A 12816-nucleotide genomic window follows, 5' to 3' on the forward strand; every position below is an offset into this window, starting at 1 on the left:
GGGGTCCTAACGCGGCTCGAAGATGTGCGGCGCCAGGTTCACGCCGAACGTGCGCAGGCGCTCGGCAAAGTGCGGCCGCACACCGGTGGCGGTGGACTGACCCAGCACCGTGCCATCGTCCGCCACGCCGGTCTGGCGGAACGTGAAGATCTCCTGCATCGTGATGACGTCGCCCTCCATGCCCGTCACTTCCGTGATCGACAGCACCTTGCGCTTGCCGTCGGTCAGGCGCGAAACCTGCACGACGACGCCCACGGCCGACGAGATCTGCTGGCGCATGGCCTTCGGCGGCAGGTTCGGCGCCGCCATGCTGATCATGTTTTCCAGGCGCGTGAGCGCTTCGCGCGGCGTATTGGCGTGCAGGGTCGCCATCGAGCCTTCGTGGCCGGTGTTCATCGCGCCCAGCATGTCCATGGCTTCTTCGCCGCGTACCTCGCCCAGGATGATGCGGTCGGGGCGCATCCGCAGCGCGTTCTTGACCAGCGCGCGCTGGGTCACTTCGCCCTTGCCTTCGATGTTCGCAGGGCGCGTTTCCAGACGCACCACGTGCGGCTGCTGCAGCTGCAGTTCGGCCGCGTCTTCGACCGTCACGATGCGCTCGTTGTGGCTGATGAAGCCCGAGATCACATTGAGCATCGTCGTCTTGCCCGAACCCGTGCCGCCCGAGATCACGATATTGACCTTGGCCTTGCCCAGGCCCTGCAGCACCTCGGCCATGTCGGCCGTCATGCTGCCATATGCCACCAGGTCGGCCAGGCGCAGCGGATCGGCCGAGAAGCGCCGGATCGACATCACGGCGCCATCGATCGCCAGCGGCGGGATGATCGCGTTCACGCGCGAGCCGTCCGGCAGGCGCGCATCGACCATCGGGCTCGATTCGTCGATGCGGCGCCCCACGCGCGAGACGATCTTGTCGATGATCTTCATCAGGTGGGCTTCGTCGGTGAAGGTCACGTCGGTCAGTTCGAGCTTGCCGCGCCGTTCGACGTAGACCTGCTTGTGCGTGTTGACCAGGATGTCCGAGACGGTCGGGTCTTCCAGCAGCGGCTCGAGCGGGCCGAAGCCCAGCATCTCGTTCTGGATATCGCGCGTGAGCATCTTGCGCTCGGCGTCGTTGATGACGACCATTTCTTCTTCGAGCAGGCGCTCGACCAGCAGGCGCAGCTCTTGCCGGATCTGGTCGCCGTTCAGGCGCTGCATGCTTTCCAGGTCGATGCGGTCGAGCAGCGCTTCGTGGATGCGGGACTTGAGCTGGTGATACGCGCGGTTGTCGATCGGCCCGCCGCGCACGGCGGCGGCGCGCGGCGCCGGAGCGCCACTGGTCACGCGCGTCGGTGCGCTCGCTATCGTGCTGGTGCTGCTGGCCAGGGCTGCGCTGCCGAGGCGTTCGCGCAGCGAAGCAGATGGGATCATGTTCATGTCGTTGGATTCCTTGGACAATTCGCGGGTCATGCGTCAGTCTTGCGGCGCTTGAACAGGCGCGCCATCACGCTGGCCGCCGCCTGCGGCGCCGCCTCGCCCGTCTGGCTGCGCGCCATGGTCATCAAGGCCGCGCTCAGCGGGCTCTCGGGCGCCAGGCGCGTGATCGGCACGCCCTGATTGACCGACTTGGCCGCCGCATCGTAGTGATTCGGCATCGTGCGCAGGTGGGTCGTGTCAAAGGCCTGCTCGAGGTCCTTGAGCTTGATGTCGCTGTTGTTGTCGTGGCGGTTCACCACGATTTCGACCTTGTCGTTGCCATATTCGAGATTGCGGAACACGTCGAGCAGGCGCTTGCCGTCGCGGATATACGGCAGCGTCGTTTGCAGTACCGGGTAGATCGTGTCGGCATGGTCGAGCGCGCGGATCGTCACCGGATCCAGGCTGCGCGCGACGTCGAGCACGATGAAATCGTACTGGCGGCGCGCCAGCTTGATGATCGCGTCGATGTGCTCCGGCTTGACGTCGCTGGCATGGGCCGGATCCGATGGCGCAGCCAGCACGCTGAAGTTCGGCGTCACGGCAACCATGCTCGACGACAGAAACGACGGATCGAGCCGGTGGATCTGGGTTGCGACATCCGACAGTGTAGCAAGCGGCTTGCTGTCCGAGACGAACAGTGACGCGTCGCCGAACTGCAGATTCATGTCGATCATGGCGACACGCTTGTTGCCGCCGGCCGACAACGCATAGGCCAGGTTCGTGGCCAGGAAGGTTGCGCCACTGCCGCCCTTGCAGGAAATAAAAGCCAGCACCTTCCCCTGCGCGGCGCCCTGGCTGCCGAACTTCTCGGCGATGTGGTCGACGGCCTTGGCCAGGTCGGCCGCGCCGGGCGCGGCAGGCAGCACTTCGCGCACGCCGGCGCGCATCGCGCGCAGCAGAAAATCCTGCGACAGGTCGCCCGACAGCACGATGAACGCCATGCGCGGGAACAGATGGCCGAGCCGCTCGAGCTGGTCAAGATCACCCTCGTCGGCGCGCGGCTGGTCGACCACCAGCAGGTCGGGGATGGCGTCGTCGCTCATCGTCGACAGGCGCGCCGGGGTGCCGGCGATCATGTCGACTTCGTCGCTGCCCGGGCGTGCGCGCAATTGGCGCGACAGCTCGATCAGGTGGCGCTCATCGCGCGAAAGGACTGCGATTTTCATGATGATCTCTATTTGTTCGCGCCGAACAGCGTGCTGTCGACCTGGGGTGCGGGCGCGGCGAACGAGCCCTGGTAATTCTTGTAGCCGAGGATCGCGGCGCGGGCGTCGTTGCCCGGCACCGACGGCGCGGCCTGGGGCGTGATGACCTGGCTGGCCATGATGCTCCGCACGGTGGTGCCGGTGCCGGCGGGCGTGTCGGTTGCGCAGCCGCCCAGCAGGAGCGTGCAGGATGCGGCGAGGATGGCGGTGGTGATGGTCTTCATGATCATTTCTCTGGTGCGACAGGAGCGGCGCGGCCTTCGAGCTGGCCGCCAAGCAGGAATTCGGCGCGGGTCGGCTGCACGTAACCGTCGGTCGGCAATGCGGGCTGCGACTGCATCGGCTTGGCCAGGCGCGGCGTCACGATGAACACCAGTTCGGTGCGGTCGTTCTGGAAGTCGCTGCTGCGAAACAAGGTGCCGAGCACCGGGACGTCGCCCAGGAACGGGAAGCGCTTGATGGTGCTGGTCACGTTATTGCGGATCAGGCCACCGATGGCGAAACTCTGGCCATCCTGCAGCTGCACGGTGGTCGCCGCGCGGCGCGTCGTAAACGATGGCAGGATCGCGGTCGCGCTGTTGCTGGAACCGCCCGTGCTGATGCCGATGCCTTCGCGATTGAGTTCCGATACTTCCGGTGCCACGCGCAGGTTGATGCGCCCACCCGCCAGCACGGTCGGCGTGAATTTCACCGCCACGCCATACTCTTTTTCTTCGAGCGTGATCAGGCCCGCGCCGCCGGATGAATTCTGCGCGACCGGGATGAAGATCTTGCCGCCGGCAAGAAAACTCGCCTCTTGCCCACTGATGGCCATGACGTTCGGCTCGGCCAGGATCTTGACCAGCCCGTCGCGCTTTTCGCCGTCGATGGTGAGTTCCTTGATGCCGGTGCCCACGGCGCTGACGGCGCCGGCGCCGCCACTGAGCAGGCTCGATACGGCGGCATAGGTCCAGTTCCCGTTGGTCTTGGAAAAACCTGCCTTGGCGCCCAGCTGGTCCACGAGCGACTTCGAGATTTCGGCGATCTTCACTTCCAGCATGACCTGCTGGGGTGCCGCGATCGACAGCATGTTCAATACTTTCGCTGCGGCGCCAGAGCCTGCAGCCGGTGCCGATGCAGGCGCGCCGACGGACAACGGCGACGGGCTGCCGGCCCCGCTGTCGGCCTGACCGCCGGCTCCGGGAACGGCGCTTTCCTGGAACGCCGTGGCCAGGTCCACCAGAGCGCTGGCCACGCCGACATCGCTGACCATGCCCGACAACACCACGGCGTTGCCGCTGGCGCCGATGCGGATATCGCGCTCGAGCGGGAACAGCGCGTCGAACTGCGCGCGCAGCGCCGACGTGTCGATCGCCACGTCCAGGTCGATCACGGTCGAGCGCTTGTCGCGGCCGGACACGATCAGGTTGGTGCTGCCGACACTGCGCGCGACGATCACGACTTCGCTCGCACCCGGGACCACGACGTTGGCCACTTTCGGGTCGCCCACCATGACCGCGCCGGCCGGCGTGCAGAAACGCTTGAGAACGGATTTGCCGCGCATCAGCTGGAGCCGCCCGTTAGCACCGCCGCGCAGGTCGATGCAGTCGGCCGCTGCGGCGCTTGTGTCGCCGGCGTCCACCTTGCTGGCGGGGGCCGCATGGGCATCCAGCGTCAACGCAATGGCGCAGGCAAGCAGGGTCTTGTGAGTCAATGTGGTCATGACGGATTCTTCAATCAAAAGCTTTGCGAAGCGGCGTCCAGGCCGCGGATCACCAGGACGCCGTCGCGCGGCGCGCTTGGCTGACGTGGTGCAGGAGATGGGGTGCGCGGCGCCGGCTCGACCACGGGCGCTGGTGCCTTAACCGACAGTGCAGGCAGGCCAAGCACCGATTCGCGCGTGGCGCCGGTGGTATTGGCCGGTTGCGCTTCGACCTGGTTGCGCAGTACCAGCGACAGGGAGCCGATCGAGCGGGCCAGGTCGAGCTTTTCGACCTGATCCGGGGTCAGCTCCAGCGTGACGGCATTGACGACACGCGGCTTGCTGTCGTCGACAGCCGATTCCTGCGCCACGGCCAGCACCAGGATGCGCTCGAGTACGATTTTCGAAATCGAGCCGGCGTTCTGCGCCAGGTCGCTGTTGGTGGGCGCCAGGTTGACGAGGATATCGACATAGTTGCCCGGAAGTGCAAAGCCGGCCACGCCAACGACGTCGTTGACGCGTACGGTCATGGCGCGCTTGCCGCTGGCCACCACCGCCGACAGGCCGCCCAGCGTGCCAGCCGGCGCCAGCTTCGATTCGAGCACCGGCTCGCCGCGTGCGATGTCGCCGCGGGCGATGCGCCCTTCGAGCACCTTCATGTCGGTGATCGCGCCGGGCGGCAGTGCGCCGGCAGGCCAGTCGGCCAGTTGCAGGCTGGCCGGCAGGATGCGCGCACCCTGCCCGATGTCGGCGGCGGCCACCACCACGCGGGTGCCGGCCGGGCCCTGCTCGCCCATCCACTTGGCTGCCAGTACCACGGCGCCCAGCGCCAGCAGCAGCGCCACGCCGATGATCAGGATCGCTCTCGAATTACGCATGCTCATACTCCGTCGTGCCGCGTTCGCGGCGTTCTTGTGATGCGGGCCGGCCTGGGGCGCCCGCGGCAAAATAGTTGTCCCAGGCCCAGTCCAGGGTGCGGCGCGATAATTCGGGCGCGCGGTCTTCGTAGCGCGCCAGGTCGCGCAACTGGCGCATCAGGTCGCGCGGGTAGCAAGCCAGCAGCGGCACACCGCGCTCGCGGTGGCACGTCAGCAGGTAGTCGAATGACGCGGCATCGAACGCCACGCCGACGCTGTCGCACGCCTGGCGGAACAGGCGCGTGTATTCGTCGGTCGACGCTGCCGGCACCTCGATCTTGTAGCCGAGGCGGCGCAGGAACGCGCCGTCCGACAGGCGCTGCGGCACGAAGTTCGACGAGAACACGATGATCACGTCGAACGGCACCTGGAATGTGTGGCCCGTGTGCAGCGTCAGGTAATCGACATTGCGGTCCATTGGCACGATCCAGCGGTTCATCAGGGCTTCCGGGGTGCAGCGCTGGCGGCCCAGATCGTCGATGATGAAGATGCCATTGTTCGATTTGAGATGCGGCGGTGCCTGATACAGGCGGGTGTGCGGATCGAACCGCAGGTCAAGCATGTCAAGCGTCAGTTCGCCGCCGGCCAGCGCAGCGGGACGACGCACGCCGCGGATCCAGCGCAGGTCGGGCGCGCTGCCGCGGTCCAGGCTCGGCGCTTCCGTCACCGCCGCTTCGGTCACGCAGTGCTGCACGTTGTCGAAGAACGGAATCACTTCGCCATCGACCATCAGCGCGTGCGGCACGGCGATCGTGCCGACGAGCAGGTCGCGCAGGCGCTCTGCGAGATAAGTCTTGCCACTGCCGGCCGCGCCGTACAGGAACAGCGCCCGGCCCGAATTCATGCCGGCGCCGATCTGGTCGAGCACGACCGGGGTGACGACGACACCATCGAAGGTGGCGGCCATCGCGTCCCGCGTCACCTGCATGTTGGCCACGCTGTGCGCCTTGACCTGGGCCACGTAGGCCGCCAGCGTGACAGGCGCCGGACCGGCGTAGGCATTGCGGCCCAGCGCAGCGGCGGCACGTGCGCGACCGGCCTCGGTGAGGATATAGCACAGGTCGGCGTCGGTGCCGCTGTTGCCGATGCGCGCGATTTCACACAGCTTTTCGCTGCGCAGGAACGCGATCAAAGGATCGATGACACTGACGTTGAGTTTGGTGTGCGCGGCCAGTTCGGCCAGGCGGAGTTGTCCGCGTTGGGCCAGCACCTTGCCGAGCAATTCGGCCAGGAACAGGAACGGCAGGCCGGTCTCGTCGACCGTGCGCGGCGCCCTTGCATCGGCCGGAGCGTGCGCGGGGGCGAGCAGGGACTGGTTCACAGGGGCAGCTCCCCATGCACGCGCAACCACAGCACACAGAAAATGGTGGCAACCGCAATCGCAATCGCATACGGCAGGCGGCCACTGGCTGCTTTCGGCGGTACCGTTGGCGCGGCAACCGCGCCGGCCAGCGCCGAGAATGTCGTGTGCAGTGCCATGTGGTACGCATTGGCGACCAGACGGCGCAGATTGCCCTGCCAGGCCGCAAACGCCAGCGCAAGCACGCCGCCTGCAACCAGCGTGACCAGTCCGACCGTGATGATCTGGCCGGCGCCGACAAAGGCGCCCACCATGGCCAGCAGTTTGACGTCACCGGCGCCCATCAGGCGCAGCGCATACATCGGCAGCAGGATCGCCAGTCCCACCCCGAAGCCGCCCAATGACGACAACAGCCCCAGCCCGCCCATCGGCGTGCCGAACAAGCCCGGCCCGGCCGGCAACGCGGTGTGCAGCACGAACGCCGCGAGCATACCGGGGAAAACGACGGCGTTCGGAATGCGGCGCGCATGCACGTCATGCCATACGGCGGCGCCGAGTAGCAAGCACAGCATCATAAGTGGCAAGATCGTCAAGGAAATGCTCCGGGTAAAAAAAATCCGGCGAGGGACAGTCCGCGCCGGATGAGGACCGCTCAAGGCGGGCCGTGCTGTGTTCGATTACGTGGTCGGGGTCTTGATGCGTGCGGCCAGGTCCGAGAACAGCGTGCTGATGTTGCCGCCCAGCAGGGTCACGGCGGTGATGATGACGCCGGCGATCAGCGATGCGATCAGTGCGTATTCGATGGCGGTGACGCCGTCTTCTTCTTTGATCAGGTTTTTGATGAAGTTCACAATGGAGCCTTTCAAGGGTCGGTATTCAAGCATTAGCAGGTTGGCTTTATGCGCTCGTCCATGCAGCCATTGCCGCGATGAAGCAGACGACTGCGAGCAGAACCGAGAGAACGACATACGACATGGCCGGATTGCTGCTGCTTTCATACTGCTGTTCCGGGTTGTCTTCTCTGTCGTGCACCGTTCGCTCCTGTTCGCTTGCCGCCGTACCGCATGTCACGATACGCAGCGCATGAGTTGAATCTTACGGACCCCCGACTTTGTTGCCATCCGTCAAAACTACCTTTTTGAAAGGTACGTTGCTACCTGGAAACCCGGTACATTTGTCCTGGGTCGCGCGCCAGCGCATTCCGACGGAAGAAAGGGCGGTGCCTCAGGAGAGGCCGTGCTTCGTGGCGTAGACGTACAATTCGAGGCGGTTGGCGACGTCCAGCTTCTGATAGATGGTGGTGAGGTGATTGCGCAGCGTGCGCTCGGAGATGAACGCGCGTTCCGCCAGGTCCTTGTTCAGGGCGCCCTTGCCCTGCACGATCATGCCGATGACGTCACGCTCGCGCGCCGTCAGCGTGGCAATACGCTCGGCCTCCGGATCAGCCTTTGGTGCCGGTGCCACCAGTTGGCCCAGCAGGGCCTGCATCAGCGACTGGTCGAGCCACAGCTCGCCGCCATGCACCTTGCGCACTGCCAGCAGCACATCGTCGGTCGGCGCTTCCTTGCTGACGACGCCGCGCGCACCGGCCTTCACGGCGGCCGCCAGCGTGCCCTGGTCGCGGTTGGCACTCAGGATCACGACGCGCGTGCTGCCGTTGGCCACCAGCGCCGGTAAAAAGTCGATCGAACTGCTGCCTTTCAGATCGAGGTCGAGCAGTACGATGTCCGGGTGCAGTGCAGCGCACAGGGCCGTCGCCTCCATGCCATCGCCAGCGCTGCCCACCAGTGTGAACGACGCGCCCTCGGACTGGATCAGGCGTTCAAGGCCCCACAGCATGGTCTTGTGGTCATCCACGAGCAGGATGCGGATGGTCATTGTTTCTCCATTACGTTGTGTCGGTGCCAGTCAAACCGGGATGCGGACGCGCAGCAGCGTCTGGCGCCCGTCGGCTTCGACGTCGAGCGTCCCCCCCACCGCGGCGACGCGCTCGGCAATCGAGCGCGGCACGAAGGGTTTGGCCGCCGGGGCGCCATTGGACACCGGGTTGAAGATATCGATCGCCAGCTGACCGGCGGCGTCCTCGATCACGACGCCGGCCGTGCGTGCCCGCGTGTGCTTGCAGATATTGCTGATGCCTTCGGTGACGATCTGGAACACCTCGGCCGCCATGCGGTCGTTGGTTACGCCCTCGCCCTGCACCTCGAGCATCACGTCCACGCCGTAGAAGGTTTGCACTTGGCGCAACTGGCGGCGCAACGCTACCAGCAGTTCGGGCTCTTCCTGGCGTCCGCTGCGAAAACGCTGGGCGAAGTCGCGCATGTCGCCGATCACGTCCGAACACATGGCCAGCAGGCGGTCGAGTTGGGGTGCGACAGCGCTGTCTTCACCGGCACTGTTGCGGATCGCGGCCACCGCGTGGCGCAGACCGATATACGGCTGGATCGTGCTGTCGTGCAGGTCGCGGGCGATGGTCTGGCGTTCGCGAAACGCCGCTTCCGACGCCAGCCGGTCGAGCAGATCGATGGTTTCGATGACGGGAAACGCCTGCTGCACAATGTGCTTCAAGAACGTGGCGTCGCCACGGCGAAGGCGGCTACCGGTGACAAAGATGCGCCCGCTGCCCTTGCGCAGCGGCAGCGACGTGCTGACGAAACCGTCGGCGTCGAGCAGGTCGGCCACGTGGCCGCAGGCGTCCAGGTCCGTCCTGCACCACTCCTTTTCGCCAGTGGCCATACGCACCGCGCGCACGCCGCCGGGCAGCAGGCGCAGCAGGCCGGTGCCGGGGCCGCGGTACAGGATCGCCCCCGTCCCCAGTGCCAGCAGCGGCTGCACGTCCGCCACATCGGGCCGGCTGCGGCTGATTGGCCGGCCGGCCCGGGGATGATGGGCCGTATTGAGGATCCAGCGCTGGTGGCTATCCTGCATCAGCAAGGTGCAGGTGCTGGCGCCATAGTAACGCAGGATCTTGTCCATCAGCGAATCGAGGGTGTGCTGAACGCCGAAGCGCGGGTTCGACAGCCGACTGACGTCGCGCAGCAGCGCCAGTCGGCGGCGCTGGTCGACGGACAGGCCGCCCCAGAACGCGATCATGTAGCCCAGCGCAAGCAGGAATGTCGCGCGCAGCAGAAGGATGTGAAACGACTGGAAACCCTGCACCAGCATCACCGACACGGTCACGATGCCGACCGCGCCCAGGGTGAGCCTGGCGCCGGCATCGAACCCGTGACGAAACGACGTGGCCAGGATCGCAAACAGGAAGAAGGAAAAGAACGGACTGGTGCCCCCGCCGGTGGCAAGCACGATCAGTCCATACCAGATGATGTCGATCCAGTAGACGTTGGGACCATGCCAGAAGCCGGCCCGGTAGCTCGCGATCACGAGCAGTGTCAGGCTGTGCAGCACGTAAGCGCCGAGCACCGGCCAGGTCCAGGCACTGGAGGCGACGACGCCACCGGGGCCGATGTACAGCGTCAGCAGCGCCGAAATCGACAGTAGCACGCGCATGCCGAACACCATCCAGGCTTCTGCCTCGGGCGAGGCAGCCGATGGCGCGGCGGCGCCGGGCGTGCGCCGGGCGGCGGCAATCAAACGACGGATATCAGGGTTCCAACTCATGTTGTTGCGCGCCGACAAACGCGCTGACTCCTCACTAAAACGGTTACAGGGTGTGATTATTGCCCTGTAGAATCCCTGCAGTTTATCGCATACGACCAACGTACACTCTCACAGTTGCCCGAATATGTTGTTTAAGAGACCCCAACGTCAATCTGGCGCCACACTCGTCGAGATGGCCATCATCGCGCCCGTGCTCATGCTGGTCCTCGTGGCGATTATTGAAATGAGCATGATGTTCTTCGCCACGCTGACCATGCAGTACGCGGTGCGGGAAGGCGCGCGCTTTGCCATTACCGGCCGCGCAAACGAGGGCGGGACCAGTACCCAGCAGCGTTACGCTACCGTGATCGCGAAGATCCGCGACAATTCACTGGGCATGTACGAGCGCACGAATTGCGTCGTGTCGGTCAATGGCAAGAGCTACGCTAGCAACAGCTATAGCAACGCCATGTTTGGCGGCGCGGGCGACATGGTGGTGCTGCAGCTTAATTGCGCCTGGCGGGTGACGACGCCGCTGCTCGCGACATTCTTTACCGGCGGCCAGAACAGTTTTGCAGTCGGCGCCACCATGCGAAACGAGTACTTCTGATGCTGCCAACATCATCTGCTGTCACCCGCCATGCGCGCCGCCAGCGTGGCGTTGCCGCGGTCGAACTTGCCCTGCTGCTGCCGATGCTGGTGGTCCTGCTGCTGTGCGCCATCGACGGTGCACGCGCATTGCAAGCCAATATCATCATCACCAATATCGCGCGCGAAGGTGCGAGCATCCTCTCGCGCAGTGGCGTCGATCTCGACGCCAGCGGCCAGGACACGATCAATGCACTCATGGCCAGCGCCCCGCCACTGAACGTCAACCAACTCGGAATGATATACATCACGCGCGTAATGGGCGTGATGACTAACGGCGTCTCGCGCAGCGTCGTGCTGGACCAGTACCGCTGGGATGATGCCAAGCGCCAGCAGGGCTTTCGCAAGAGCGGCTATGCGCCAATGAGCAAGGTTTATCGCTGCACTGCCTGGAGCGGCACTGGCAAGTGCTCCAGTGCCAACAGCGTTACCCGGCCCGCGACGACGATCATGACTGGCAAGCTCGACGATGGCGAAGTCGTCTTCGTGGTCGAGTCGTTCTATCGCTTCGACATGCTGGCCAGCGGGTTCACCAGCGGTTCCAGCACCCTGCCCACGTTCGGGCCCGACCTGTATTCCATGAGTGTGTTCTGAGATGAATCCGAATCTTCCCCGTCAGCGCGGTGCGGTCGCCATCATGGTGGCCGTGTCGATGTTCGTGCTGCTTGCCGTCGTGGGGCTGTGTGTCGATGCCGGGCTGGCGTATCTGGTCAAGGCGCGGCTGAATGCGGCGGTGGATTCTGCGGCGCTGGCCGGCGCGCGCGCGGTCACGACCGGCAATAACCAGACGGAGCAGATCGCCAGCGCGCGCGCCGCCGCGGCCGACTTTTTCGCCGCCAATATCCCGAGCAATTACCTGTTGTCGTCGCCACGGATCATCAGCACCAACGTGACCTTCAATGGCGGCCAGGCAACGATCGATGTCAAGGCTGAAGCGCCGATGCCGGTGTCGATCATGCAGATCATGAAGTTCACGTCGCTGACGCCGGTCGCGGCGGCCCAGACGGTTCGGAATGATCTGGATATGGCGCTGGTGGTCGATACATCCGGCTCGATCGGTGCTGCCGGCCCGGGTGTGCGCACTGCTGCGAAATCGTTCCTGAGCAAGTTCAATGTGACGCAGGACCGTGTGGCGCTCATCCATTTTGCGTCCGGGGCGGTCGTCGATGCGCCAATCAGCCCGTCGGCGCGCGGCTTCAATCGTAGCGCGATGAACACCAAAATCAACAACTTCAGCTTCGAAGATGGCACTGCCTCGGTTGAAGGCATGTGGAATGCACGCGACCAGCTCAACAAAGTCCCGCAGGGCAGCCGTTCCACCATGCGCGTCATCGTGTTCTTCTCGGATGGCGCGCCGACTGCACTCGGTTCTTACCTCATCTTCGACAACAAGGACAAGGACTGCATCGAACCCGGCACCCTCGATTCGGGCGGCCCAACCTATGCGCTCGGTAACCTCAACAGCGCGTCCTTCAATTATGTCAGCGACAAATGCCGCCTGGTGCGGAACAACAGTTACGCGGCAAGGCGGCTGCCGAACTTTTACAATGCGCACGCACCGGACTGGAAGACTGCGACAGATGTGAACTTCACGAGCGAGTTTCCGATCGTGACCAAGGGGCCGCGTGAAGTGACTGCCGACCTGTCCGGAAACTACGCACGCAACATCGACCGGGCGGCGCGCAATCTGGCTGAAAGCGTCGCTGCCAAAGCGCGTGAAGAAGGTATGTATGTATTCACGCTCGGCCTGGGCGCAGCGCTGAAAAGCACGAGCCCCTACGATACTGCGCACACCGGTGAGATGGTGTTGAAGTGCATGGCCAACACGGTGGATGCGCCGCAGCGCTGCCAAACCCCGAGTCAGCCGGTAGGCATGTACTGCTACGCCGCGACCGACAACGACCTGACGCCCTGTTTCTCGCGGCTGGCCTCGGCAATCTTGCGTATTACCAAATAATCGCAGGCTTAGCCTCATCGGCACCCCGCCTTATCGAAAGTGGGGTGCGC

Annotated in this window: 13 protein-coding genes; 3 read left to right on the plus strand and 10 right to left on the minus strand. The window is 64.8% G+C overall.

Translation table 11 applies throughout. The annotated features are described in order from the left end of the window. Positions 1-6: 6 nt before the first annotated feature. From AC56LW_RS10680 to AC56LW_RS10725, 10 genes are all read right to left on the minus strand, one after another. A complete protein-coding gene (locus AC56LW_RS10680) occupies positions 7-1452 on the minus strand; it encodes a TadA family conjugal transfer-associated ATPase (protein ID WP_499634122.1) in 1446 nt (481 codons plus the stop codon). Further along, the gene (locus AC56LW_RS10685; protein WP_499634124.1) at positions 1449-2627 is read right to left on the minus strand and encodes a CpaE/TadZ family protein; all 1179 of its coding nucleotides are present in this window, start codon (positions 2625-2627) and stop codon (positions 1449-1451) included. The genes AC56LW_RS10680 and AC56LW_RS10685 overlap by 4 nt, the downstream gene beginning before the upstream one ends. An 8-nt stretch (positions 2628-2635) precedes the next feature. Then, positions 2636-2890, minus strand: coding sequence for a hypothetical protein (locus AC56LW_RS10690; protein WP_332531689.1), 255 nt, complete (start codon positions 2888-2890; stop codon positions 2636-2638). 2 nt (positions 2891-2892) lie between these two features. Then, positions 2893-4368 carry a type II and III secretion system protein family protein gene (locus AC56LW_RS10695; RefSeq protein ID WP_499634126.1) on the minus strand — a complete coding sequence of 492 codons (1476 nt, stop codon included), beginning with the start codon at positions 4366-4368 and terminating at the stop codon, positions 2893-2895. A gap of 14 nt (positions 4369-4382) precedes the next feature. Continuing rightward, on the minus strand, positions 4383-5225 hold the full coding sequence (gene cpaB / locus AC56LW_RS10700) for a Flp pilus assembly protein CpaB (protein ID WP_499634128.1): 843 nt from the start codon (positions 5223-5225) through the stop codon (positions 4383-4385). Next, positions 5218-6585 carry a DUF8689 domain-containing protein gene (locus AC56LW_RS10705; RefSeq protein ID WP_499634130.1) on the minus strand — a complete coding sequence of 456 codons (1368 nt, stop codon included), beginning with the start codon at positions 6583-6585 and terminating at the stop codon, positions 5218-5220. Before AC56LW_RS10705 ends, cpaB begins: the two co-directional genes overlap by 8 nt. Then, complete coding sequence (locus tag AC56LW_RS10710) at positions 6582-7157, minus strand: A24 family peptidase (RefSeq protein ID WP_332531685.1); 576 nt, start codon at positions 7155-7157, stop codon at positions 6582-6584. The genes AC56LW_RS10705 and AC56LW_RS10710 overlap by 4 nt, the downstream gene beginning before the upstream one ends. 84 nt (positions 7158-7241) lie before the next feature. Continuing rightward, positions 7242-7415 (minus strand): Flp family type IVb pilin, encoded by a 174-nt coding sequence (locus AC56LW_RS10715; RefSeq protein ID WP_332531684.1) that lies wholly within the window; start codon positions 7413-7415, stop codon positions 7242-7244. A gap of 373 nt (positions 7416-7788) precedes the next feature. Further along, positions 7789-8442, minus strand: a complete 654-nt coding sequence (locus AC56LW_RS10720; RefSeq protein ID WP_499634132.1) for a response regulator — start codon at positions 8440-8442, stop codon at positions 7789-7791. A gap of 30 nt (positions 8443-8472) precedes the next feature. Continuing rightward, a complete protein-coding gene (locus AC56LW_RS10725; protein WP_332531682.1) occupies positions 8473-10182 on the minus strand; it encodes a sensor histidine kinase in 1710 nt (569 codons plus the stop codon). A 124-nt stretch (positions 10183-10306) separates the two neighbouring features. Here AC56LW_RS10725 and AC56LW_RS10730 point away from each other — a divergent pair, with 124 nt between their 5' ends. The 3 genes from AC56LW_RS10730 to AC56LW_RS10740 are packed head-to-tail and all read left to right on the plus strand — an operon-like array spanning position 10307 to position 12766. Further along, positions 10307-10771, plus strand: coding sequence for a TadE/TadG family type IV pilus assembly protein (locus AC56LW_RS10730; RefSeq protein WP_499634134.1), 465 nt, complete (start codon positions 10307-10309; stop codon positions 10769-10771). Further along, positions 10771-11403: a TadE/TadG family type IV pilus assembly protein gene (locus AC56LW_RS10735; protein ID WP_332531680.1), complete on the plus strand. Its 633-nt coding sequence runs from the start codon at positions 10771-10773 to the stop codon at positions 11401-11403. Before AC56LW_RS10730 ends, AC56LW_RS10735 begins: the two co-directional genes overlap by 1 nt. A gap of 1 nt (position 11404) precedes the next feature. After that, entirely contained in the window at positions 11405-12766 is a 1362-nt protein-coding gene (locus tag AC56LW_RS10740; RefSeq protein WP_499634136.1) for a VWA domain-containing protein, read from the plus strand. Positions 12767-12816 lie beyond the last annotated feature (50 nt).

The sequence above is a fragment of the Telluria sp. LT2P80 genome (assembly GCF_059685955.1).